The organism is Bradyrhizobium sp. Kon58, from assembly GCF_055807455.1.
The window spans coordinates 200,571-223,470 of the sequence record NZ_JBVVOT010000005.1; the positions used below are offsets into that span (position 1 = coordinate 200,571).

Annotated in this window: 21 protein-coding genes; 17 read left to right on the forward strand and 4 right to left on the reverse strand. The window is 64.5% G+C overall.

Translation table 11 applies throughout. From position 1 onward, the window contains the following. Nucleotides 1–22 precede the first annotated feature (22 nt). A complete protein-coding gene (locus AC0L20_RS11860; protein ID WP_473288667.1) occupies nt 23–1,522 on the forward strand; it encodes a Do family serine endopeptidase in 1,500 nt (499 codons plus the stop codon). Nucleotides 1,523–1,653: 131 nt separating this feature from the next. Here the strand turns inward: AC0L20_RS11860 and serB are convergent, their stop codons facing one another. Further along, nucleotides 1,654–2,559 (reverse strand): phosphoserine phosphatase SerB, encoded by a 906-nt coding sequence (gene serB / locus AC0L20_RS11865; RefSeq protein WP_473288668.1) that lies wholly within the window; start codon nt 2,557–2,559, stop codon nt 1,654–1,656. Between the two features lie 11 nt (nt 2,560–2,570). Between serB and miaA the strand changes: the two genes are divergently transcribed. The 10 genes from miaA (at nt 2,571) to AC0L20_RS11915 (ending at nt 14,060) form a co-directional block, all read left to right on the forward strand. Further along, the gene (gene miaA / locus AC0L20_RS11870; RefSeq protein WP_473288669.1) at nt 2,571–3,527 is read left to right on the forward strand and encodes a tRNA (adenosine(37)-N6)-dimethylallyltransferase MiaA; all 957 of its coding nucleotides are present in this window, start codon (nt 2,571–2,573) and stop codon (nt 3,525–3,527) included. A gap of 329 nt (nt 3,528–3,856) precedes the next feature. After that, nucleotides 3,857–5,632, forward strand: coding sequence for an acetolactate synthase 3 large subunit (locus tag AC0L20_RS11875; RefSeq protein ID WP_473288670.1), 1,776 nt, complete (start codon nt 3,857–3,859; stop codon nt 5,630–5,632). 4 nt (nt 5,633–5,636) lie between these two features. Beyond that, nucleotides 5,637–6,620: a threonine dehydratase gene (locus AC0L20_RS11880; RefSeq protein WP_473288671.1), complete on the forward strand. Its 984-nt coding sequence runs from the start codon at nt 5,637–5,639 to the stop codon at nt 6,618–6,620. 23 nt (nt 6,621–6,643) lie between these two features. Then, nucleotides 6,644–7,186 (forward strand): acetolactate synthase small subunit, encoded by a 543-nt coding sequence (gene ilvN / locus AC0L20_RS11885; RefSeq protein ID WP_027519532.1) that lies wholly within the window; start codon nt 6,644–6,646, stop codon nt 7,184–7,186. A gap of 3 nt (nt 7,187–7,189) precedes the next feature. After that, entirely contained in the window at nt 7,190–7,879 is a 690-nt protein-coding gene (locus tag AC0L20_RS11890) for a class I SAM-dependent methyltransferase (protein WP_456768489.1), read from the forward strand. A 66-nt stretch (nt 7,880–7,945) separates the two neighbouring features. Continuing rightward, on the forward strand, nt 7,946–8,821 hold the full coding sequence (locus tag AC0L20_RS11895; protein ID WP_473288672.1) for an EamA family transporter: 876 nt from the start codon (nt 7,946–7,948) through the stop codon (nt 8,819–8,821). 7 nt (nt 8,822–8,828) lie between these two features. Next, entirely contained in the window at nt 8,829–9,431 is a 603-nt protein-coding gene (locus AC0L20_RS11900; RefSeq protein ID WP_456768491.1) for a LysE family translocator, read from the forward strand. A 132-nt stretch (nt 9,432–9,563) separates the two neighbouring features. Beyond that, nucleotides 9,564–10,583 carry a ketol-acid reductoisomerase gene (ilvC, locus tag AC0L20_RS11905; protein WP_456768492.1) on the forward strand — a complete coding sequence of 340 codons (1,020 nt, stop codon included), beginning with the start codon at nt 9,564–9,566 and terminating at the stop codon, nt 10,581–10,583. 476 nt (nt 10,584–11,059) lie between these two features. Beyond that, nucleotides 11,060–11,911 carry an SDR family oxidoreductase gene (locus AC0L20_RS11910; protein ID WP_473288673.1) on the forward strand — a complete coding sequence of 284 codons (852 nt, stop codon included), beginning with the start codon at nt 11,060–11,062 and terminating at the stop codon, nt 11,909–11,911. Nucleotides 11,912–12,347: 436 nt separating this feature from the next. Then, nucleotides 12,348–14,060, forward strand: a complete 1,713-nt coding sequence (locus AC0L20_RS11915; protein WP_473288674.1) for a sulfatase-like hydrolase/transferase — start codon at nt 12,348–12,350, stop codon at nt 14,058–14,060. 151 nt (nt 14,061–14,211) lie between these two features. On the opposite strand, the gene AC0L20_RS11920 is transcribed toward AC0L20_RS11915, so the two are convergent. Both AC0L20_RS11920 and AC0L20_RS11925 read right to left on the reverse strand, forming a co-directional pair. Then, entirely contained in the window at nt 14,212–15,768 is a 1,557-nt protein-coding gene (locus AC0L20_RS11920; RefSeq protein WP_473288675.1) for a glycine betaine ABC transporter substrate-binding protein, read from the reverse strand. Beyond that, nucleotides 15,765–16,547: an ATP-binding cassette domain-containing protein gene (locus tag AC0L20_RS11925; protein ID WP_473288676.1), complete on the reverse strand. Its 783-nt coding sequence runs from the start codon at nt 16,545–16,547 to the stop codon at nt 15,765–15,767. The genes AC0L20_RS11920 and AC0L20_RS11925 overlap by 4 nt, the downstream gene beginning before the upstream one ends. A gap of 143 nt (nt 16,548–16,690) precedes the next feature. Between AC0L20_RS11925 and AC0L20_RS11930 the strand changes: the two genes are divergently transcribed. Together AC0L20_RS11930 and AC0L20_RS11935 are read left to right on the forward strand one after the other, a co-directional pair. After that, nucleotides 16,691–17,509, forward strand: coding sequence for an ABC transporter ATP-binding protein (locus AC0L20_RS11930; RefSeq protein ID WP_473288677.1), 819 nt, complete (start codon nt 16,691–16,693; stop codon nt 17,507–17,509). Next, nucleotides 17,509–18,294 (forward strand): ABC transporter permease, encoded by a 786-nt coding sequence (locus AC0L20_RS11935; RefSeq protein WP_473288678.1) that lies wholly within the window; start codon nt 17,509–17,511, stop codon nt 18,292–18,294. Before AC0L20_RS11930 ends, AC0L20_RS11935 begins: the two co-directional genes overlap by 1 nt. A gap of 39 nt (nt 18,295–18,333) precedes the next feature. On the opposite strand, the gene AC0L20_RS11940 is transcribed toward AC0L20_RS11935, so the two are convergent. Continuing rightward, a complete protein-coding gene (locus AC0L20_RS11940) occupies nt 18,334–18,783 on the reverse strand; it encodes a cupin domain-containing protein (protein WP_247288096.1) in 450 nt (149 codons plus the stop codon). A 137-nt stretch (nt 18,784–18,920) separates the two neighbouring features. Between AC0L20_RS11940 and AC0L20_RS11945 the strand changes: the two genes are divergently transcribed. From AC0L20_RS11945 to AC0L20_RS11960, 4 genes are all read left to right on the forward strand, one after another. Beyond that, nucleotides 18,921–19,946: an ABC transporter substrate-binding protein gene (locus tag AC0L20_RS11945; RefSeq protein ID WP_473288679.1), complete on the forward strand. Its 1,026-nt coding sequence runs from the start codon at nt 18,921–18,923 to the stop codon at nt 19,944–19,946. Between the two features lie 29 nt (nt 19,947–19,975). Beyond that, nucleotides 19,976–20,680: an NUDIX hydrolase gene (locus AC0L20_RS11950; RefSeq protein WP_473288680.1), complete on the forward strand. Its 705-nt coding sequence runs from the start codon at nt 19,976–19,978 to the stop codon at nt 20,678–20,680. Between the two features lie 95 nt (nt 20,681–20,775). Further along, nucleotides 20,776–22,098: an ABC transporter substrate-binding protein gene (locus AC0L20_RS11955; protein WP_473288681.1), complete on the forward strand. Its 1,323-nt coding sequence runs from the start codon at nt 20,776–20,778 to the stop codon at nt 22,096–22,098. 31 nt (nt 22,099–22,129) lie between these two features. After that, entirely contained in the window at nt 22,130–22,897 is a 768-nt protein-coding gene (locus AC0L20_RS11960) for an ABC transporter ATP-binding protein (RefSeq protein WP_473288682.1), read from the forward strand. Nucleotides 22,898–22,900 lie beyond the last annotated feature (3 nt).

Genomic DNA, 22,900 nt, shown 5'->3' on the forward strand with positions numbered 1-22,900 from the left:
TCCTAGTCTCCTGGAGATCACAATGACCGCTGCCACCATTGCCCCGACCCGTTTGCGCTTAGGGCTGGCCGCGTTCGCCGTCGGCGTTTTCAGCGCACTCGGCACACCGGCCTATGCGCGCGGACCGGACGGCATCGCCGACGTCGCCGAGAAGGTGATCGACGCGGTCGTCAACATCTCGACCTCGCAGACTGTCGAAGCCAAGGGCGGGGGCGGCGGCAATGCCATGCCGCAACTGCCGCCCGGTTCGCCCTTCGAGGAGTTCTTCGACGACTTCTTCAAGAATCGCAAGGGTCCCGGCGGCGGCAGCAAGGGCGGCGAGAACAGCCCGGCGCCGCGCAAAACGAACTCGCTCGGAAGTGGCTTCATCATCGACACGTCAGGCATAGTCGTCACCAACAACCACGTCATCGCGGACGCCGACGAGATCAACGTCATCCTCAACGACGGGACCAAGATCAAGGCCGAGCTGGTCGGAGTCGACAAGAAGACCGACCTTGCCGTGCTCAAGTTCAAGCCGTCGAAACCGCTGGTGTCGGTGAAGTTCGGCGATTCCGACAAGCTGCGCCTCGGCGATTGGGTGGTCGCGATCGGCAATCCTTTCAGCCTCGGCGGCACCGTGACGGCCGGTATCGTGTCGGCGAAGAACCGTGACATCTCCTCAGGTCCCTACGACAGCTACATTCAGACCGACGCCTCCATCAACCGCGGCAATTCCGGCGGTCCGCTGTTCAACCTCGATGGCGACGTCATCGGCGTCAACACGCTGATCATCTCGCCCTCCGGGGGCTCGATCGGCATCGGCTTCGCCGTACCGTCGAAGACGGTGGCGGGTGTCGTCGACCAGCTCCGCCAGTTCGGCGAATTGCGCCGCGGCTGGCTGGGCGTGCGCATCCAGAGCGTCACCGACGAGATCGCCGAGAGCCTCAACATCAAGCCGCCGCGGGGCGCGCTGGTTGCCGGTGTCGACGACAAGGGCCCGGCCAAACCGGCCGGCATCGAGCCCGGCGACGTCGTCGTCAAGTTCGACGGCAAGGACGTCAAGGACCCCAAGGATCTCTCTCGCGTGGTCGCCGACACCGCGGTCGGCAAGGAGGTCGATGTCGTCATCATCCGCAAGGGGCAGGAGGAGACCAAGAAGGTCATGCTCGGCCGGCTGCAGGATCCCGACAAGGTGCAGGCCGCAGTGAAGATCGACGAGCCCGCACCTGAAAAGACCGTGACACAGAAGTCGCTCGGCCTCGATCTCGCGACGCTGAGCAAGGATCTGCGTACGCGCTACAAGATCAAGGACAGCGTCAAGGGCGTGGTCGTCACCAATGTCGACGCTAATTCGGATGCCGCCGAGAAGCGCCTCTCCGCCGGCGACGTCATCGTCGAGGTGGCGCAGGAGAGCGTCTCCAGCGGCGCCGACATCCAGAAGCGGGTCGACCAGCTGAAGAAGGACGGCAAGAAGTCGGTGCTGCTGCTGGTCTCGAACGCCGACGGCGAGCTGCGGTTTGTTGCGCTGAGCGTGCAGTAGGCGCGGCGCAGTTCCGTAGGGTGGGCAAAGCGAAAGCGTGCCCACCACTTTTCCACGACTGCTGCAAGAGTGGTGGGCACGGCGCAAATGCGCCTTTGCCCACCCTACAGCAGTTGGGCGTGCGGTAAGACTTACGCCTCCACGAACTCCTCACGTCGATACCCCTGCGCATACAGCAGCGCGGTGAGATCGCCATGATCGATCCGGGCCGCCGCAGCGGCGGCCACCGCAGGCTTCGCATGATACGCCACGCCCAGCCCCGCCGCCTGGATCATCGCGAGATCATTGGCGCCGTCGCCGACCGCCAGCGAGTCGATGTCGTCGAGATCGAACGACTCCATCAGATCCACCAGCGTCGCGAGCTTTGCCGCGCGCCCCAAGATCGGCTCCTTCACCTCGCCGGTGAACTTGCCGTCGCGAACGACGAGCTCGTTGGCGCGGTTCTCCTGGAAACCGATCCTGGTGGCGACCGCGCTGGTGAACAGCGTGAAGCCGCCGGAGACGAGACAGGCATAGGCGCCATGGGCGCGCATGGTCGCGACCAGTTCGCGGCCGCCCGGCGTCAGGGTGATGCGCTTGGCCAGCACCTCGTCGACGGCACTGGCGGGGAGGTCCTTGAGCAGCGCAACGCGCTCGCGCAGCGCCGGCTCGAACTCGACCTCGCCGCGCATCGCGCGCTCGGTGATGGCTGCCACATGGGCCTTCACCCCGACGAAATCGGCGAGCTCGTCGATGCATTCCTGACCGATCATGGTGGAATCCATGTCGGCGAGAAAAAGCTTCTTGCGCCGGAAGCCGACTGGCTGCACGACGATATCGATGGGCAGGTCGCCTCGTATCTCGCGGAGTCGCTGCTCGATGGCGTGACGGTCGCCTTCGAGGTTACTGTCGGCGCCGAAGGGGATGTCGACTGCAACCCCGTCGAACAGCCAGTGCGCGGGAGCCGCCTGTGGCAGCACCGCGCGGGCGCCGTCGACGATGGTCGAGTCGAGCGCGGGATTATTCGGGTTGCAGATCAGCGTGGCAACGAGGGACATTTGAGGTTTTCGTGAGCGAGGGGCAAGTCGGCAGAAGGCATGTTGGCAAGGCGGTGCTTATCGCAGGCCCGACCGCCAGCGGCAAGTCGGCGCTGGCGCTCGAGCTTGCGCTCGCTGCGAACGGGGTCGTGATCAATGCCGATTCCATGCAGGTCTACCGCGACCTCCGCATCATCACCGCGCGCCCCACAGATGGCGACGAGGCGCGGGCGCCTCATCGCCTGTACGGCCATGTCGATGCGGCCGTGAATTTTTCGGCCGGTGCCTGGGTGGGCGACGCGGCCAAGGCGCTCGAAGAGGCGAAAGCCGAAGGGCGCCTGCCGATCTTCATCGGCGGGACCGGGCTGTACTTCAAGGCGCTGACGGCGGGCCTTTCCGTGGTGCCGCCGATCCCTGTCGAGGTGCGCGAGGACGTCCGGGCGCGGCTGGAGCGGAACGGCGTCGAGGCGCTGCATGCGGAACTCGCGGCCTCCGATCCGCGAGCGGCCGAGCGATTGAACCCGCGCGATCGCGCGCGCATTGCGCGCGCGCTCGAAGTGGTCGAAGCCACCGGCCGTTCGCTACTGGACTGGCATCATGAGGGGCAGCCGCCGCTTTTGCCCAAGGACAGTTTTCGCGCGGTGTTCCTTACGCCCGAGCGCGACGAACTCTATGCGCGTATCGACGCCCGCTTCGACGCCATGTTGGGTGCCGGCGCGCTGGAGGAGGTGGAGCGTCTTGCCGCCCGAAACCTCGATCCGCTACTGCCGGCGATGAAGGCTCATGGCGTGCCGGCGCTAATCCGGCATCTGCGCGGTGAGCTCAGCCTGGAGCAGGCGGCCACCATCGGCCGCGCCGACACCCGCCACTACGCCAAGCGGCAGTTCACCTGGTTCCGGCACCAATTGCCCGAGTTCGAGTGGCTGAAGCCCGGGGAGACGCAAGGTTGGCTGGCGGCGATCGTGAACGCGGCCCGGCACCCCGTTTGACACGCTTTTGTGCCTCGGTCGCCGAATTTACCTCTCGCCCAACCCCGGGAACACCGCTACACTGCCAAAATCGCGCGGGAACGGCCGCATTGCCTTGACATCGGGGCGCCGGCCGTTATGTTCGCGCAACCTTTGGGAAGCCGAGCCGCCGCCATGCGTAATATTATTACCAAACTCCTTATCGCCGTCGTACCCAGGCACACCGCCGGGGGTGGCTAGCTGCCATCCACATGACAGGCGGTGTGCATGGGCCCTCTTCGGGGCCTTTTTTATTTCCGAAAACCCGACACGAACGAAGCCGCTGACAACAGCGCATCCGGAGCAAGCCAATGAGCGACAAGAGCCACGATCCGAACCAGATGACCGGCGCCGCGATGATCGTCCGCGCACTCATCGATCATGGCGTGACCGACATTTTCGGCTACCCCGGCGGCGCGGTGCTCCCGATCTACGACGAGATCTTCCAGCAGAGCGAGGTCCAGCACATCCTGGTCCGCCACGAGCAGGGTGCGGGTCACGCCGCCGAGGGCTATGCGCGTTCGACCGGCCGGCCCGGCGTTGCACTGGTGACCTCCGGTCCCGGCGCCACCAACATGGTGACGCCACTCACCGACGCGCTGATGGACTCGATCCCGCTGGTCTGCATCTCCGGCCAGGTGCCGACGCATCTGATCGGCAACGACGCGTTTCAGGAATGCGACACCGTCGGCATCACGCGCCCCTGCACCAAACACAATTGGCTGGTGCGCGACGTCAACGATCTCGCAAAGGTGCTGCACGAGGCATTTTACGTTGCGACCACAGGTCGACCCGGCCCGGTGCTCGTCGACGTGCCCAAGGACGTGCAGTTCGCGACCGGCACCTATCATCCGCCGCGCAAGTCCGACGTGCATCGCTCCTATGCGCCGCGGGTGAAGGGCGATGCGACGCAGATCCGCAAGGCCGTGGCGCTGCTCGCAGGCGCCAAGCGCCCCGTGATCTACAGCGGCGGCGGCGTGATCAATTCCGGTCCTGAAGCCACCAGGCTGCTGCGCGAATTGGTCGAGGTCACCGGCTTTCCGATCACCTCCACGCTGATGGGCCTCGGCGCGTATCCCGCGTCGGGCAAGAGCTGGCTCGGCATGCTCGGCATGCACGGCACCTACGAAGCCAACATGACCATGCATGATTGCGACGTCATGCTGTGCGTTGGCGCGCGTTTCGACGACCGCATCACCGGTCGCGTCGACGCGTTCTCGCCGGGCTCGAAGAAGGTCCACATCGACATCGACCCGTCCTCGATCAACAAGAACATCCGCGTCGACGTGCCGATCATCGGCGACTGCGGCAACATCCTCGGCGACATTCTCCAGGTGTTCAAGGCGGAGGCGAAGAAGCCCGACATCAAGGCGTGGTGGCAGCAGATCGCGCAGTGGCGGGCCCGCAATTCGCTCTATTACAGGAAGAGCAACGACGTCATCCTGCCGCAGCACGCGATCCAGAGCCTGTTCGAGGCGACGCGCGGCAAGGACACCTACATCACCACCGAGGTCGGCCAGCATCAGATGTGGGCCGCGCAGTTCTACGGCTTCGAGGAGCCGCATCGCTGGATGACCTCGGGCGGTCTCGGCACCATGGGCTACGGCTTGCCGGCCGCGGTCGGCGTGCAGGTTGCCCATCCCGACAGCCTCGTCATCGACATCGCGGGCGATGCCTCGGTGCAGATGACGATGCAGGAGATGTCGACGGCGGTGCAGTACGAGCTGCCGATCAAGATCTTCATCCTGAACAACCAGTACATGGGCATGGTGCGGCAGTGGCAGCAGCTGCTCCATGGCAACCGCCTGTCGCATTCCTACTCGGAGGCGATGCCGGACTTCGTCAAGCTCGCGGAAGCCTATGGCGGCGTCGGCTTCCAGGTGCACAAGCCCGGCGATCTCGACGGCGCCATCCAGGAGATGATCTCGGTCAAGCGCCCGGTGCTGTTCGACTGCCGCGTCGCGTCGCTGGAAAACTGCTTCCCGATGATTCCCTCCGGCAAGGCGCACAACGAGATGCTGTTGCCGGAGCAGGCGAACGACGAAGCCACCGCAAAGGCGTTCGCCGGCGGCAAGGCGCTGGTGTGATGTGATGTTCGACCTGAACGAGCTCGAACGCGCGCATGCGATCGTGGGGCAGGCTGTCCCGCCGACGCCGGCGCACGCCTGGCCGCTGCTCAGCCAGCGGCTCGGCACGCAGGTCGTGGTCAAGCACGAGAATCACACGCCGACCGGCGCCTTCAAGGTGCGCGGCGGGTTGGTCTATCTCGATCGGCTGAAGCGCGAACGGCCGAACATTCCGGGCATCATCTCGGCGACGCGCGGCAATCATGGCCAGAGCCTCGCCTTTGCGGCGAGCCGCCATGGCGTGCCTGCCGTGATCTATGTGCCGCGCGGCAACTCGGTCGAGAAGAACCGCGCGATGAAGGCGTTTGGCGCCGAGCTCGTTGAGCACGGCGAGGACTTTCAGGCCGCACGCGAGGAAGCCGGGCGCCACGCGCAGTTCGCCGGGCTGCATATGGTGCCGTCGTTCCATACGGACCTGGTGCTGGGCGTGGCGACCTATGCGCTCGAATTGCTCCGGGCCGCGGCCGATCTCGACATCCTCTATGTGCCGATCGGGCAGGGCTCGGGGATCTGCGGCTGCATCATGGCGCGCCATCTGCTCGGCCTGAAGACCGAGATTGTCGGCGTGCAATCGACCGAGGCGCCGTCCTACGCGCTGTCGTTCGCGGCGGGCCAAGTGGTGACGACCGAAACCAGCAACACGCTTGCTGACGGCATGGCGACGCGGATTCCCGATCCGGAAGCGCTCGCGGTCATCCTCAGGGGCGCCTCGCGTATCGTCCAGGTGACGGACGATGAGATCGCGCTCGCGATCCATGCGCTCTGGACCGACACGCACAATCTCGCCGAAGGCGCCGGTGCCGCCGCGCTCGCCGCGGCGCTTCAGGAAAAGACCAAGTTACAGGGCAAGCGCGTCGGTCTCGTGCTGTCCGGCGGCAATATCGATTTCGATCTGTTCCGCGGTTGGGTCGGGACGGAAGCGCCGGTCGCTCGTCTGGCGACGGCGTAACGACGAGAATGAAGGGGACGACAATGAACCAGCCCGCATCCGCCTATTTCATCGAGGAACGCCACGATCCGAACGAGACGCACACGCTTTCGGTGCTCGTGCAGAACGAGCCCGGCGTGCTCGCGCGCGTCATCGGCCTGTTCTCGGGGCGCGGCTACAACATCGAGAGCCTCACGGTCTCGGAGACCGAGAGCCAGAAGCATCTCTCGCGCATCACCATCGTCACCACGGGTACGCCGATGGTGATCGAGCAGATCAAGCATCAGCTCGACCGCATGATCCCGGTCTATCGCGTCGTCGACATGACGCTGACGAAACGCTCGATCGAGCGCGAGCTTGCAATGGTCAAGGTGCGCGGAGAGGGCGAGCATCGCGTCGAGGCGCTGCGGCTGGCGGACGCGTTCCGCGCCCGCGTGATCGACGCCACCACCGAGAGCTTTGTGTTCGAGATCACAGGCAACACCGACAAGATCAACCAGTTTATCGACCTGATGCGTCCGCTTGGCCTCGTCGAAGTGTCGCGCACCGGTGTTGCCGCGATTGGCCGCGGGCCTGAAGGAATGTGAGCCATGCTGGCGCGCGACTGGTACTACAACGAGCGGAACCGGATGGGGATCGGGCCTGCAGTGGCCTCGATCTACGACAGCCACGACGATGCCGATCTACGGGCGCGCGCGGCGCTGAAAATGCTTGGGGTCCAGCGCGGCTGGCGCATCGCCGACATCGGTTGCGGCAACGGCGTGCTCGCGACCGAGGCGGCGCTGATGGGCGCCGAAGTCGATGCCATCGACATCTCGCCCGCGATGCTGGCGCTCGCCGAGATCTACGCGCGCGACCGCAAGGCGCCCGTCCGCACGCAGTCCGCCGGCCTGCTCAGCTTCGCCTACCGGCCGGAGTCCTATGATCTGATCGTCAGCGAATTCACGCTGCACCATCTGCCGGATTTCTGGAAGGCGGTGGCGATGTCGCGGATTTATCGCGCGCTCAAGCCCGGTGCCACGTTCTATTTGCGCGACATCGTCTACGCCTCGATGCCCGATGCGCTCGAGCGCGACGTCGAGCAATGGGCCGACTTCGAGATCAAGAACCACGATGTCCCGCGTGAAAGCGTCGTCACTCACATGCGCGACGAATATTCCACTTTTGGCTGGGTCATGGAGCGGATGCTGACCGACGTCGGCTTCACGCTGGTCTCGGCCGATTACCACGCCCCGATGCACGGCACCTATCTGCTGCGGAAACCCAATTCCTCCACGTAACGGCCGGCGAAGGCTCGACCAGAACAACAAACAGGGCTGCACGACAGGGCAGAACCGGGAACGACAATGAAGCCGGCCGACATCCTCATCGCCATCCTGGTGGCGATCATCTGGGGGCTTGCCTTCGTGGCGAGCCGGATCGCGCTCGACGAATTTTCGCCGGAGCTGATGACGGCGATGCGCTTCACCATTGCCGCGGTCCCGTGCCTGTTCATTCGCAAGCCGAAGGTCGCTTGGTCGCTCCTGATCGCGATCAGCTTCACGCTCTTTCTCGGCCAGTTTCTGAGCCAGGCCTATGGCATCGCCCATGGCGTGCCGGTGGGGCTGACCAGCGTCGTCGTGCAGAGCCAGGCGCTGTTCACGATCGGCTTTGCCGCGATCGCATTCGGCGAGCGGCCGACGCCAGTGCAGACGCTGGGTATCGTCATCGCAGCAATCGGTCTTTTGATGATCTGCGGCACGGTCGGCTATGATTTCAGCATCGGTGCCTTCGCCGTGCTGATGATCGCGCCGGTCAGCTTTGCGGTCGGCAATATCCTGCTGCGCGGGGCCCGCGGCGTGCCGATGTTCGATCTGTTCGCCTGGTTGTGCCTGGCCACCGCGGTCCCGCTGTTCGCGCTCACGCTGATCGTCGACGGACCGACGCCGACCTGGCAGTCGCTGATCCACATGTCGCTCACCGGCCTCATTTGCCTGCTGTTGATCGGCGGCATCTCCACCAGCATCGCCTATTGGCTGTGGGGCCGGCTGCTGCGTGACTATCCCCCTGCGCAGGTGGTGCCGTTTGCGCTGCTGGTGCCGTTCGTCGGCTCGGCCGCGTCCAGCATCGTGTTCGGGGAGCGGTTCGGCCCGCTGCGTCTCGCCGGCATGCTCACCGTGATCGGCGGTATCGCGGTGATGGTGCTGGCGAAGCGTCCGCAAGTCCTGCCGAAGACCGCGTGAGGTGACTATGGCCTATTCGCTCTTCTATGCCTTCCTCGCCTTCATGGTGGTGATGTATTTCACGCCCGGGCCGAACAACATCATGCTGCTGGCGTCGGGCCTGACCTACGGCTTCCGGCGCACCATCCCCCACATCGCCGGCATCGTCATCGGTTTTGCTTTCATGATCGCCGCCGTGGGTCTCGGGCTCGGCACAGTGTTCCTGGCCTATCCGATCCTGCAGACCATCCTGAAATATGCAGGCGCGGCCTATCTGATTTACCTCGCCGCCGTGATTGCCTTGTCCGGCCCGACCACGCCTGATGGTGAGACCGGCCGCGGCCCGATGACTTTCTGGGGCGCGGCGATGTTCCAGTGGATCAACGCCAAGGGCTGGGTGATCGTGATCGGCACAATCACCGCCTACGCGGCGATTGCCCAATTCCCCGTCAATATCGCAATCCAGACCCTGGTCAGCCTCCTCGTCGGCGCGGTCTCGACCGTGGTCTGGGTCCTGTTCGGCACTGCACTACGGCCGGTGCTGACGTCCGAGCGCCTGGTCCGGGCCTTCAACATCGTGATGGCAATCCTGCTGCTCGCCTCCCTCTACCCCGTTTTCATGGATGCATGATGTCCCGGATTTCCATGCAGAAACGGGTTTCCTTAAGGGGCCAAAATGCTCTAGACAGCCCCCGAAATCTGCAAATTTCGCCCTTCGGACACTGACCTTTGGCCGATTCTGGCCCTGAACGAGGAAACGACCATGCGTGTTTATTATGATCGCGACGCCGACCTGAACCTGATCAAGGGCAAGAAGGTCGTCATCGTCGGCTACGGCAGCCAGGGCCACGCCCATGCGCTGAACCTGAAGGATTCCGGCGTCAAGGACGTGGCGATTGCGCTTCGCAAGGGTTCGGCCTCGGCCAAGAAGGCGGAAGCTGCCGGCTTCAAGGTGATGGAAGTCGCCGAGGCCGCCAAATGGGCCGACCTCGTCATGATGCTGACCCCGGACGAGCTCCAGGGCGACATCTATCGCGAGCACCTGCACGACAACATGAAGAAGGGCGCCGCGCTCGTCTTCGCGCACGGTCTCAACGTCCACTTCAACCTGCTCGACCCGCGCGCCGATCTCGACGTGCTGATGATCGCGCCGAAGGGCCCCGGCCACACCGTTCGTTCCGAATACCAGCGCGGCGGCGGCGTGCCCTGCCTGATCGCGATCGCCAAGGACGTCTCGGGCAACGCCCACGACCTCGGCCTGTCCTATGCCTCCGCCGTCGGCGGCGGCCGTGCCGGCATCATCGAGACCACCTTCAAGGAAGAGTGCGAGACCGACCTGTTCGGCGAGCAGGTTGTGCTCTGCGGCGGTCTGGTCGAGCTGATCAAGGGCGGCTACGAGACGCTGGTCGAAGCCGGCTACGCCCCGGAGATGGCCTATTTCGAGTGCCTGCACGAAGTGAAGCTGATCGTCGACCTGATCTATGAAGGCGGCATCGCCAACATGAACTACTCGATCTCCAATACCGCCGAGTACGGCGAGTACGTCACCGGTCCGCGCATCGTCACCGCCGAGACCAAGGCCGAGATGAAGCGCGTGCTCAACGACATCCAGTCCGGCAAGTTCGCCCGCGACTGGATGCTCGAGAACAAGGTCAACCAGACCTCGTTCAAGGCGACCCGCGCCAAGCTCGCCGAGCACCCGATCGAGGAAGTCGGCGCCAAGCTGCGCGACATGATGCCCTGGATCAAGAAGGGCGCGCTGGTCGATAAGTCGAAGAACTAAGTCGCGGCCGTTCGGATGCGGCGTATCGGTTACGCCGCATCCGGACACGCGAGCGAAAACACAAGCTTCGCTCGCCAAACCAATTCTTAAATCTTTCGCGGCTATATTCGAGCGAGATCGCAACCAGCGGTCTCGCTCTTTTCGTCTCGCGCGAAGCATTGCTGCTTCATTCAAATTCTTCGCGAGCTGAAGTGCTCCCTGAGCACGAAGAACTGACGCTTAAACCACATTCTTGGTCTCGCGTTATTTTTCGGAATTTCTCAGAAGCTCCCGATCCCCAAAAGCCGAGCGTCTTCAGAGTCAAAGATTCGGCTCTTCATCCATATCTTCATGGTGCAATCGATCTCACGTCGCGACGTTCGCGCCTCGCTTCAACTTAAGAACTGACATTGGCGGCGTCTCCTTGAACGGTGGACGGCATTGCGCCGCGGCACCTTTCCACTGCATGATCGCGGGAGCTCTTCGGGGGAAAGACCATGCGATCCGTCGTCGTCACCGGCGCGTCCACCGGCATTGGCTGGGCCATTGCGAAATTTCTGATCGGGCGCGGCTATCGTGTTTTCGGTAGTGTCCGCAAGCAGGCCGATGCGGACCGGCTCACGGGTGAGTTCGGTGCGAACTTCACGCCGCTGCTGTTCGATGTCACCGACGAGGCGGCGGTCCTGGCGGCTGCGCGAAAAGTCCGCGAGGCGCTGGGCGACGAGACGCTGGCCGGTCTCGTCAACAACGCCGGCGTCGCGGTCGCCGGTCCCGTGCTCGAATTGTCGGTCGACGACTTCCGCCGGCAGATGGAGATCAACGTCATTGGCCCGGTCATCGCGACGCAGGCCTTTGGGCCGCTACTCGGCGCCGATCCGTCGCTGAAGGGACCGAAGGGCCGGATCGTGATGATCAGCTCGGTCGCGGGCAAGAACGGCAATCCGTTGTTGGCGCCTTACAGCACCTCCAAGCACGCCATCGAAGGCCTGTCGGAGAGCTTGCGCCGCGAGTTGATGCTGTTCGGCATCGACGTCATCATCGTCGCCCCCGGCGCAGTCAAGACGCCGATCTGGGGCAAGGCCGAGCAGATCGATCTCTCGGTCTACCAGAACTCGCCTTATCTCCCGGCGCTGAACAAGGTCATGGCGTTCATGATGAAGCTCGGCGAGACTGGGCTGCCGGCCGAGCGGATCGCCGAGGTCGTTTTCGAGGCGCTCACCGCCGAAAGGCCCAAGGTTCGCTATCAGATCGCGCCGGACCGGATGCGACATTTGATGACGGCCGCGCTGCCCAAACGTGTGGTCGACCGTATCATCGCTAAGCGGCTCGGGCTGCTGCCGCAGCGCTGACCGACGTTCAGCCCGCCTCGGCCGCACGTCGGGCCGCAGTTTCGCCGGGGCGCCATTTCCGGCACTTCCCCAACCGCGACGCGCTCATGTCAGCGGCAGCCGAGGAGGCGCGCAGGCGCGCTTTCGGGCCGAGATCGAGGTGGCGCTGGAACAGGCACCCGCCGCCGACCCGGAGGAGGCGAGATCGAGCGGATGGCGGAGGGGGCATCGACCTCTTCATCGCGGGCATCGCCAAGCTTAAGCGTGGCTGGCCCATGCGGCCCATTCGCCCATCGCTAACATTAAGCGAAGGTCGGACCGCGACGCGCGTTGCTTGTCCGTGACCGTTCAATTACAGTTTTATGACACGGTGCAGGCCTTCCGGCTGCGCCGAACGCCGCAGGCCCGGTCAGCCGGCTCGGCATCACCGTGCCGGACCAGCAGTTGCGTGTCGTCGATGGCGTCCGCGCCCAATCCAGGTCCTTCTGCCGCGACCGCCGTACTGGCGAGCGTCGCCGCGCTCGGTATCTGGCGGCTGCTCGCGGTTGCAGCGCCGCATTTCGCTGCGCTCGTCCTGATGTACGAGACCGAGACGGATTTCGGCGCACGGCTCTCCTTCGTGCTGGCCTGGGGCATCCTCAATTTCTTCTGGATCGCGCTGCTGCGGCGGCCGGCGCTCTCCGGTGCGCTGTCGCTGACCATGGTCGTGGTGCTGGTGCTGCTGTCGCGGCTGAAGCACGACGTCGTGCAGATGACGGTCAACTTCATCGACCTGATGATGATCGACCGCGACACGGTCGCGTTCCTGTTCACGATCTTCCCGAATTTGCGCTGGTCGGTGATCGGGGCCGGCCTCGTCACGCTGCCGCTGATGTATGCGCTGTGGTGGCTCGACCCGTTCCGCATCCGTAGGCTGCCGGCGCTCGCCTGCAAGCTCGCCTGCCTCGCCGCGCTGGTCGGCTATTCGATCTATCATCCTGACGAGGCCTGGCGCGGCTATTACGACGACGGCTATCTCTCGAAGTTCTTCCGCTCCGGCGTCAGCGCGGTCTCCGACTTCGCGCAATACGGCTTCATGGAGTCGGCCGCTTCGACCAACGAACGGCTCAACATGCCGCTGGTCGATGCCTGCCATCCCGCCGGACGGCGGCCGAACATCATCATGGTCCATGATGAATCGAGCTTCGACATCCGCGCCGCGCAGGGCATCAAGGTGCCGCCGGGCTACGGCAGCCATTTTAAATCCTGGGACGGCAAGGAGCGCGCGTTTCTGGCCGAGAGCAATGGCGGGCCGAGCTGGTTCACCGAATACAACGTGCTCGCGGGGTTGTCGTCGCGCTCGTTCGGCCGCTTCGCCTATTTCGTGACGCGCATCGCGACAGGCCGTGTCGAGCGTGGCCTGCCGCTGGCGCTGCGCCGCTGCGGCTACGACACGATGTCGCTCTACCCCGCCAATGGCGGCTTCATGGCCGCGCGCAGCTTTCAGATGACGACCGGCATCGAACGCTTCCTCGACTCCAAGGATCTCGGCGCCAAGGATGTCGAGCCGGATAGCTTCTTCTACGACAAGGCGCTCCGGCTGATGGGGGAGCGAACGCCGAACAAGCCGCTGTTCGCCTTCATCTATCTCGGCGCCAATCATTTCCCCTGGGAGACGCGCTTCCGTCCGGATCTGCTGCCGAACTGGCGCGCACCGGGCAATGTGCCGTCCATCGACGAATATCTGCGTCGGCAGGCGATGAGCGCCGAGCAATACAAGGCTTTCCTCGCGGGCCTGAAGAAGAATTTTCCCGGCGAGCCTTTCCTGATCGTGCGCTATGGCGATCATCAGCCCGAGTTTGCGCCTGCTATCCTCGAGCCCGGACTCGATGAGGGTGCAATCGGCAAAAAGCTCGACGCCTACGATCCGCGCCTCTACGCGACCTACTACGCGATCGACGCCGTCAATTTCGAGCCGGTGAAGAGCGAGGCCGTGATGGACACGGTCGATGGTCCGTATCTGCCGCTGGTCATCCAGGAAGCCGCCGGCATCCCGCTCGATCCGTCCTTCGCCGCGCAGAAGGAGATCATGCTCCGCTGTAAAGGCATCTTCTACGGCTGCAAGGACGGCGCCGAGGCGCGCCGGCTGAATCGGCTGCTGATCGATGCGGGGTTGATCCGGGGGCTGTAGTCTTTCACCGTCACCCTGAGGTGGCCGCTTCTTCAGCGGCCCTCGAAGGGCGACGGCCCGGCTGCATCGCGGCCGTTCATCCTTCGAGGCTCCTCGCGCACTGCTTCGCAGCGCACGCCTCGCACCTCAGGATGACGGGACATAGGGCAACTTACTTCCCCACCTTCTCCCACAACCACCTCGCCACCGCATCCGGCGACGAATTCGCATCATTGCCGGCGGCGCGTAAATTGGCTTCGCGCATGGTCGCGATGTCGATCTTGCCGAGCAGCGGTTTCAGCGCGGCCTGCAGCCGCTCGTCGCCGGCGCGCTTCGGAGCCAGCAGAAGGATGGCATCGTAGGGCGGGATCGCGTGCCTGGGATCATCGAGCGCAACAAGATCGTATTTTGCGATCAGCCCGTCGCTGGTGTAGCCCGCGATGACATCGACCTCGCCGCTGGCGACGGCCGCATACATGAAGTCCGGCTGCATCTGGCGCTGGGCGCGGAACGAGAGGCCATAGGCCTTTTGCAGCGCCGCCCATTCGGGTCGCGAGAAGAACTCATAGTCGCCGGCGATCGACAGGGTCGAAGCATGCGCGGCGAGATCGGCGATGGTGCGGATGCCAAGCGCCTCGGCGCGCTTCTTCGGGATCACCAGCGCATAGGCGTTCTCGAATCCGAGCTCGCCGAGCAGGGTGATGTTCTCCTTCGCAAGTGTCGTCTGCAGCTCCGCCAACAGCTCCGCGCGCGGTTTGATGTCCGTGCGGTGAAGCTGATTGGCCCAGAGCGTGCCGGAATAATCGACATAGAGATCGATATCGCCGGCCTTCAACGCCTCGAAGATCACGCTCGAGCCGAGACCGGATCGCGCGACGGCGGAAAGACCGGCCGCCTGGAGCCGGTCCCGCATCAGCGCCGACAGCACATACTGTTCCGCGAAGGTCTTGGCGCCGACGACATAGCTCTGTGTCGAGCGCCCCATCGTCGGCACCAATGTTGCGGCGACCAGTGCCGCGATCCCGGCCGCGCCGAGCGCCGTACGTACGCGGCTGCGCCGGCGCAGACCGCTCTCGATCAGGCCGAGCAGTTGATCGACCGCGAGCGCCAGCAGGGCCGAGGCAAAGCAGCCGAACAGCACGAACACCCAATTCTGGGTCTGCAGCCCGGCAAAGATGTAATTGCCGAGGCTGGTCTGCCCGATCGGGGTCGACAGCGTCGCGGTGCCGATCACCCACACTGCGGCGGTACGGATGCCCGCCATCATCACCGGGAGGGCCAGCGGCAGTTCGACCATCATCAACGACTGCGGTGCGGTCATTCCGACGCCTTTGGCAGCCTCGATCAGCGCCGGGTCGATGCCGTTGAGACCGGTGATGCCGTTGCGCAGCACCGGCAGCATCGAATAGAGCGCCAGCGCCAGCATCGCCGGCAGGAAGCCGAAAGCGGAGAAGGAGACGCCGAACCAGGCCAGCGCCACGGAGGCCGCGAGCAACAGCAGCGGATAGAACAGCGCGAGCAGCGCCAACCCGGGCACCGTCTGCACGATGCTGGCGAGCGCGAGCAGGACGGCGCGCGGGGTGGGGCGGTTGCGCGTCAGGATCGCCAGCGGCAGGCTGATGATCAGGCCGAGCGCAAGTGCAGCGAGACTCACCCGGACGTGGTTGCCGAGATAGTCGGGCAAATGCCCCAGCGCTTCGCCCCAACGCGGATCGGTGAAAAGGCTCATGCCGTCCCGCCCTGTGGCAGCAACGCGTTCAATCGCTCGACCTGGCGTCGCGGCGTCCGCAGCAGCTCCAGCACGTAGGCGTCGGTGCTTTTCGAAAGCTCCACTGGCGTGCCCTGCGCCAGCAGCTTTCCGCTGCGCATCACCGCGATGCGGTCGGCCAGCAGAATCGCTTCCGTCATGTCGTGGGTGATCATCACGGTGGTCAGGCCGAACTTGCGGTGCAGCTCGCGAAAATCCTCGCCGAGCGCATCGCGGGTGAGGGGATCCAGCGCGCCGAATGGCTCGTCCATCAGCACGATGCGGGGCCGTGCCGCAAGCGCGCGCGCCACGCCGACACGCTGGCGCTGGCCGCCCGAGAGTGCATCCGGCAACCGCTCGCGATGCGCGGCGCGGTCGAGCTGCACGAGCTCGAGCAACTCATCGACCCGCGTTGCGATATCCGCCGCCGGGACGCCGAGCAGCTTCGGCGTGATCCCGATATTGTCGGCGACGCTCAGATGCGGGAACAGCCCGCCGCTCTGGAAGACATAGCCGATGCGGCGCCGCAGCGCGACCGGATCGACAGACTGCACGTCGTCGCCCTCGACCGTGATCGTGCCGCCGTCCGCCTCGATCAGGCGGTTGGCGAGCCGCAGCAGCGTCGTCTTGCCCGAACCCGAGCCGCCGACAACGGCCACAAACTCGCCTTCGGCGATGTCGAGTGACACATCGTCCACGGCCTTGAGCGCGCCGAAGCTCTTGGTGACCTGGGCATAGCCAATCATCGGCCTGGATGGCATCGGGCGGGGCTCACTGCGCTAACCCGCCCCAAGGATTGGAGGGAGGGAGGGGATGACGAGGCCCATGCGTACCACGCTTGGCGGCTTGATTGAACTTGGCCGCGCGAGCGGCTAAGGCATCGGGCCAAGTTCGGAGGGAATACATGATAACGCCTACGGCAGTGGCGCTGGAAGATGCCAAGGTCGCGTTCCAGCTGGGGGACGGGCGGGTCTATACGGCGGTGGAGCAGGCGCATCTGACGGTGGCGCAGGGCGAGTTCGTCGCCATCGTCGGCCCGACCGGCTGCGGGAAATCGACGCTGCTCAACGTCGCGGCCGGGCTGCTGAAACCGGCTGCCGGGAGCGTCAGGATATTCGACCAGCCGCTCGCCGGGCTGAACCGGGATGCCGGCTATCTGTTCCAGGCCGATGCGCTGTTCCCATGGAAGACCGCGCTCGACAACGTCGCAATCGGGCTCGAAGTCAGCGGCACGCCGCGCAGCGAGGCGCTGCCGCGGGCGCAGACATGGCTGACCTCGGTCGGCCTGGGCGCCTTTGCCAACCGCTATCCGCACATGCTCTCGGGCGGCCAGCGCAAGCGCGTGGCGCTGGCGCAGGTGCTGATCCGCGATCCGAAGATCCTGCTGATGGACGAGCCGTTCGGGCCGCTGGATGCACAGACCCGGCAGGTGATGGGCAACCTGCTGCTCGACCTCTGGAACGCCGACCGCAAGGCGGTGCTGTTCGTCACCCATGATCTGGAAGAGGCGATCGCGCTCGCCGACCGCGTCGTGATCATGTCGGCGGGACCGTCCTCCCGCATCATCGGCGACTGGCGCGTGAGCCTGCCGCGCCCGCGCGACATTTTTGAAGTACGGCTGGACAAGGAATTCCATGCGCTTCATCGCGAGATCTGGAGCGTGCTCAAGGACGAGGTCATGAAGGGCTACGCCCAATCCACGCAAGCGGCGGAGGCGGTCTGATGTCGCGCGTGACGCTGCTCTCGCTGCAAGTGCTGGTCGCGGTGGTCTGCCTCGCGCTGTGGCAATTGCTGTCGACCGTGCCCCTGTTCGGCAAGATCCTGCTGCCGCCGTTCTTCTTCTCCAACCCGGTCGACGTCTTCGCCCAGATCGTCAAATGGTTCTCGTCCGGTGTGATCTGGAAGCATCTCGGGATTACGCTGACGGAATCGATCCTGGCCTTCGTGATCGGATCGGCCGGCGGCGTGCTGATCGGCTTCTGGTTCGCGCGCCAGCCGCTGGTCGCCGCGGTGTTCGATCCCTACGTGAAGATGGTCAACGCACTGCCGCGTGTGGTGCTGGCGCCGATCTTCGCGCTGTGGCTTGGGCTGGGCATCTGGTCCAAGGTCGCGCTCGGCGTGACGCTGGTGTTCTTCATCGTGTTCTTCAACGTCTATCAGGGCGTCAAGGAGGTCAGCCGCACTGTGCTCGACAACGGCCGCATGCTCGGCATGAGCGAGCGGCAGCTGATGCAGCACGTCTATTGGCCCTCGGCGCTGTCGTGGATGTTCTCCTCGCTGCACACGTCGGTGGGCTTTGCCGTGGTCGGTGCGGTCGTCGGCGAATATCTGGGATCGGCGGCGGGGCTCGGCTATCTCATCCAGCAGGCCGAGGGCATCTTCGACGTCGCCGGCGTGTTCGCCGGCATGTTCGTGCTGTCGGCCTTTGTCATCCTGATCGACTTTGGCGTGACGTTGGTGGAGCGGAGACTGCTGGTCTGGCGTCCGACCGTGGACGGACGCAGCTAGGCCGCAAGGGGCCCGCACGGCGTGCGAGCCCCGGATCGATCAATCCAGCAGTTTGGTGTCGTCGGGGGCCTGCGGCGGCGTCTTGATCGCGATGGCCTTGACCTGCCCGCTGATCGGCTTGGTGCCGCCATGCGGCGTCCCCTTCGGGATGATGACGAGGTCGCCCGGCTTCACCGTGACTTCCTTGTCGCCGAACCAGATCGTGCCGGTGCCCTCCAGAATGTACTGGATCTCGTTGGTGTTGGGATGCATGTGCTTGGGCACATTGCCGACCTGGATCGAGATGGTGGCGCCGTCGGCGCTCGCGAACATCTTGGAACGGAAGCCGACGGCATTGGCGTTCCCGAGCGCGTCGCCCTCCATCTCGCCGGTGTGGATGATCTGCGGCGTGATGTTCTCCGCGGCCAGCGCCGGCCTCAGCAGGTGGGTTGCGCCGCATCCGGCGGCAAAAGCGGTGGCGATCGACAGTCCGATTGCAAGGCGATTCATGGATGATCCTCCCCATCAAGAATTGTTCTTGTGGGCTCATGCTATTGCGCCGAAAGGCCGATGGCCAGCGCCTTCGGTCCTGCTTCTCAAGCCAGCCCGGCTGCTCTATGGTGCCGCCAGCCGAACGGAGGAAACCAATGAAGAACACGATAGCCAGGCTCGCGGGCACGCTGCTCGCGCTGACGCTCACCACCGGTCTTGCCGCGGCGCAAAGCAAGGTCACCATCGCGATCGGTGGCGGCTCCTGCCTGTGCTATTTGCCGACGGTGCTGGCAAAACAGCTCGGCGAATACGACAAGGCCGGCCTCAATGTCGAGCTCGTGGACCTCAAGGGCGGCTCGGACGCGCTCAAGGCCGTGCTCGGCGGCAGCGCAGACGTGGTCTCCGGCTATTTCGACCATTGCGTCAACCTCGCGGCCAAGAAGCAGGAGCTTCAGGCGTTCGTCGTCTATGACCGCTATCCCGGCCTCGTGCTGGTGGTTTCGCCGTCGCACACCAACGAGATCAAGTCGATCAAGGACCTCGCCGGCAAGAAGGTCGGCGTCAGCGCGCCCGGCTCCTCCACGGACTTCTTCCTCAAATATATGCTCAAGAAGAATGGCGTGGATCCCGCCAGCACCGCCGTGATCGGCGTCGGCCTCGGAGCCACTGCGGTCGCCGCCATGGAGCAGGGCCAGATCGACGCGGCCGTAATGCTCGATCCCTCCGTGACCGTGCTCCAGGGCAGCCACAAGGATCTGCGCATCCTCTCGGACACCCGTACGCAAAAGGATACGCTCGAGACCTTCGGGGGCGAATATCCGGGCGGCGCGCTGTACTCGACCGCGGCCTGGGTGGCCGGCCACGAGAAGGAGACGCAGGCGCTCACCAACGCGATCCTGGGCACGCTCGCCTGGATCCACTCGCACTCGCCCGAGGAGATCATGGCAAAGATGCCGGAGGAGACGGTCGGCAAGAACAAGGACCTCTATCTCGCGGCGCTGAAGAACACGATCCCGATGTTCTCCGAAACCGGCAAGATGGACCCGAAGGGCGCTGACGCCGTGCTCGCGGTGTTCAGCGTCGGCTCACCCGACGTGGCGAACGCCAAGATCGACGTCAGCAAGACCTTCACCAACAAATATGTCGAGCAGGCCAAGAAGACCACGGGGAGCGCCAAATAACTGACGCCAAGGCTCGGTAACCAGGCGTCATGACGTCACTGACAATCCATCGGGTCACGACGCTTGAACTTGCCGTGCGGTCGATCGTCTGGCCGTTCGCGGAGGAGCGGCGCGCCGAGATCACCGCGCATTTCGCCGAGAAGCAGCGCGAGCGGCCAAAGATCTGGAACGGCCGCGTCCTGCTCGGGCGCGATGCAACGTTCGCCGACGGGCATCTTTCTGCGACCTATTTCGAGACCGATTTCGCGAGCTTCCTCGCCTGGCGCGACTGGGGCTTTCCCGACAAGGCCGTGTTCAACGGCTTTGGCATGGGCGCGCTGCGCAGCTCCGACGGCGCATTCGTGATGGGCGAGATGGCGCAGCACACCGCCAATGCTGGCCGGATCTATTTCCCATCGGGCACGCCCGATCTCGACGACGTCAGGGGCGACAGGCTCGACATTCCCGGCAGCGTGATCCGCGAACTCGAGGAAGAGACCGGCCTGACCGCGGCCGACTATCGGGTCGAGCCGGACTGGCACTGCGTCGTCACCGGCCCAACGATTGCGATGTTGCAAATTATCAACCTGGACATGCCGGGTGATGTGGCGCGTGCGCGGATCGAAGCCAATCTGGCGGCCGAGGCCGAGCCGGAGCTCTCGTCCATCCATCTCGTACGCGGAATGAGCGATCTCACGCCGTCCATGCCGCGATTTGTCACGGCCTTCGTCGAGCAGCAGTTCGCGTCGCGCTGACGCGCGAGGCTTGACATCGCTGCGCCCAGCCCATGTGATGGGCAAAAATACAAAAGCAAAAAGAATGCAATGCACAATCGGCCAGGGAGGTTTTGATGCGCATGCGCATGGCTGCCCGTTTGGTACGTGGGCTGTTGGTCGCGATATCAGCGACGGGCTTGGCGCTGTCCGCCCAGGCCCAGGATCAAGGCAAAGACAAGAAGATCAAGATCGGCGTCGTTTTCGATTTGACCGGGCCACTCGCCGGCGGCGGCTCTGAACTCGGTTATATCGGCGCAAAGATCGTTCTCGACCATTTCGCCAGGACCGGCGTCGAGGGTTACAAGATCGAAGCGGTCTATGCCGATGCGCAGAGCAAGCCCGACATCGCGATCAACGAATCCGTCCGCCTGCTCGAACAGGAAAAGGTCGACATGGTGCTCGGCTTCTTCTCCTCGGCGCAATGCGTCCCGGTCGCCGCTCGCGTCGAGCAGCTCAAGAAGTTCATGTGGATGACGACCTGCATCTCGTCGGCCGTGTTCAACGAGAAGGGTTACAAATACGTCTTCCGCCCGCAGGCGAGCGGCGACCAGTTCGGCATGATGACGATGGATTTCATCGCGCAGAACGCCAAGGCGAAGTTCGACAAGGAGCCGAAGGATCTGCGCGTCGCCATCATTCACGAGGACGGCGCCTATGGCGTCGACGTGTCCAGGGGCAACGAGGCCGGCGCGAAGAAGGCGGGCTTCAACGTCGTGATGAAGGAGGGTTATTCGGCCACCGCGCCTGACCTCTCAGCGCTGGTGACCAAGTTGAAGCGTGCCAAGCCCGACGTCATTTTCCACACCGGCTACAACCCCGATATCACGCTGTTGCTGCGTCAGGCGCGCGAGCAGGGGCTGAAATTCGGCGCGCTGATGGGGCACGGTGCGGGTTACGGGGTCTATGAAAAACTGAAGGAGGGCATGGGGGCCGATGCCACCTACATCTTCAACACCGACCCGATCTCGATCTGGCTTGCCAACCAGAAGACCATGGATCCCAAGCTCCCGCCGGTGATCAAGATGGTCGGCGAGGAATTCGACAAGATCCGGCCCGGCGTCGCCATCCGCTCGGCGCATGTCGGCATCGGCGCGTCCAACACTTATGTGTTCATGAATGACGTGCTTCCGCGCGCCATCAAGAAATATGGCGGGGTCGATCCGGATGCGCTGCGCAAGGCGGCGCTCGACACTGATATTCCCGAGGGCGGCACCATGCTCGGCTTCGGCGTCAAGTTTTACGGCGAGGGCACGCCGATGGCCGGGCAGAACGAGCGCTCGTTCCCGGTCGTGATCCAATACATCGACGACAAGTCCTCCGTGGTGTGGCCCAAGAGCCAGGCGCAGCGCGAGGCCGTGCTGCCGTTTCCGAAGGGCACCACCTACAGCAACCAGTAGCGCAAATGCGCGCAGAGAGGAGAGCGGGACGGTGCTGGAAGTCAGCGGGCTGGTGAAGCGGTTTGGCGGCTTCACCGCCGTCAACAATGTGTCGTTCAAGGTCGGCCAGGGCGAGATCCTCGGCCTGATCGGCCCTAACGGCTCGGGCAAGAGCACGATCTTCAATATGCTCTCGGGCACGCTGGCGCCGACGTCCGGCTCGATCCTGTTCGACGGCTCCGAGATCGCAGGCCTTCCGCCGCACCGGATCATCAACAGCGGCATCGGCCGCACCTTCCAGATCCCGCGGCCATTCCGTCGCCTGACGATCTTCGAGAACGTCGCGCTCGCCGGATTCTACGGCCAGGGCCGGCACAGCCGTGCCAGGGCCGAGGAGGCGGCCGAACGATCGCTGGCAATGGTCGGCTTGCCGACCGATCGGCATGCCAGTGTCGACGGCCTCGGTGCAGCCGGCCTGAAAAAGCTCGAACTGGCGAAAGCGCTCGCCACCGCGCCAAAACTTCTGCTGGCCGATGAGAGCCTCGGCGGCCTCGACGAAGCTGAGATGGGGCAGGCGGCCGACATGCTCCGCAACATCCGCGACGAACTCGGCATCACCATCATCTGGGTCGAGCACATCATGGGCGTGCTGATGCGCGTCGTCGATCGCGTCATGGTACTCGATCACGGCGAGAAGATCTCGGAAGGTTTGCCAAGTGCCGTTGCCGGCGATCCCCGCGTCATCGAGGTCTATCTCGGCACCGATGCCGAAACCACGCAGGCCGCGGCCGCCGCAGCGCGCCGCCGCGCGGGAGGGTAGCCG

Excerpts from the sequence above, each read along its gene's own strand:
- AC0L20_RS11860 (WP_473288667.1), top strand. The coding sequence starts at position 23 with ATGACCGCTGCCACCATTGCCCCGACCCGTTTGCGCTTAGGGCTGGCC.
- serB (WP_473288668.1), bottom strand. The coding sequence starts at position 2,559 with ATGTCCCTCGTTGCCACGCTGATCTGCAACCCGAATAATCCCGCGCTC.
- AC0L20_RS11875 (WP_473288670.1), top strand. The coding sequence starts at position 3,857 with ATGAGCGACAAGAGCCACGATCCGAACCAGATGACCGGCGCCGCGATG.
- AC0L20_RS11880 (WP_473288671.1), top strand. The coding sequence starts at position 5,637 with ATGTTCGACCTGAACGAGCTCGAACGCGCGCATGCGATCGTGGGGCAG.
- ilvN (WP_027519532.1), top strand. The coding sequence starts at position 6,644 with ATGAACCAGCCCGCATCCGCCTATTTCATCGAGGAACGCCACGATCCG.
- AC0L20_RS11890 (WP_456768489.1), top strand. The coding sequence starts at position 7,190 with ATGCTGGCGCGCGACTGGTACTACAACGAGCGGAACCGGATGGGGATC.
- AC0L20_RS11895 (WP_473288672.1), top strand. The coding sequence starts at position 7,946 with ATGAAGCCGGCCGACATCCTCATCGCCATCCTGGTGGCGATCATCTGG.
- AC0L20_RS11900 (WP_456768491.1), top strand. The coding sequence starts at position 8,829 with ATGGCCTATTCGCTCTTCTATGCCTTCCTCGCCTTCATGGTGGTGATG.
- ilvC (WP_456768492.1), top strand. The coding sequence starts at position 9,564 with ATGCGTGTTTATTATGATCGCGACGCCGACCTGAACCTGATCAAGGGC.
- AC0L20_RS11910 (WP_473288673.1), top strand. The coding sequence starts at position 11,060 with ATGCGATCCGTCGTCGTCACCGGCGCGTCCACCGGCATTGGCTGGGCC.
- AC0L20_RS11915 (WP_473288674.1), top strand. The coding sequence starts at position 12,348 with ATGGCGTCCGCGCCCAATCCAGGTCCTTCTGCCGCGACCGCCGTACTG.
- AC0L20_RS11920 (WP_473288675.1), bottom strand. The coding sequence starts at position 15,768 with ATGAGCCTTTTCACCGATCCGCGTTGGGGCGAAGCGCTGGGGCATTTG.
- AC0L20_RS11925 (WP_473288676.1), bottom strand. The coding sequence starts at position 16,547 with ATGCCATCCAGGCCGATGATTGGCTATGCCCAGGTCACCAAGAGCTTC.
- AC0L20_RS11930 (WP_473288677.1), top strand. The coding sequence starts at position 16,691 with ATGATAACGCCTACGGCAGTGGCGCTGGAAGATGCCAAGGTCGCGTTC.
- AC0L20_RS11935 (WP_473288678.1), top strand. The coding sequence starts at position 17,509 with ATGTCGCGCGTGACGCTGCTCTCGCTGCAAGTGCTGGTCGCGGTGGTC.
- AC0L20_RS11940 (WP_247288096.1), bottom strand. The coding sequence starts at position 18,783 with ATGAATCGCCTTGCAATCGGACTGTCGATCGCCACCGCTTTTGCCGCC.
- AC0L20_RS11945 (WP_473288679.1), top strand. The coding sequence starts at position 18,921 with ATGAAGAACACGATAGCCAGGCTCGCGGGCACGCTGCTCGCGCTGACG.
- AC0L20_RS11950 (WP_473288680.1), top strand. The coding sequence starts at position 19,976 with ATGACGTCACTGACAATCCATCGGGTCACGACGCTTGAACTTGCCGTG.
- AC0L20_RS11955 (WP_473288681.1), top strand. The coding sequence starts at position 20,776 with ATGCGCATGCGCATGGCTGCCCGTTTGGTACGTGGGCTGTTGGTCGCG.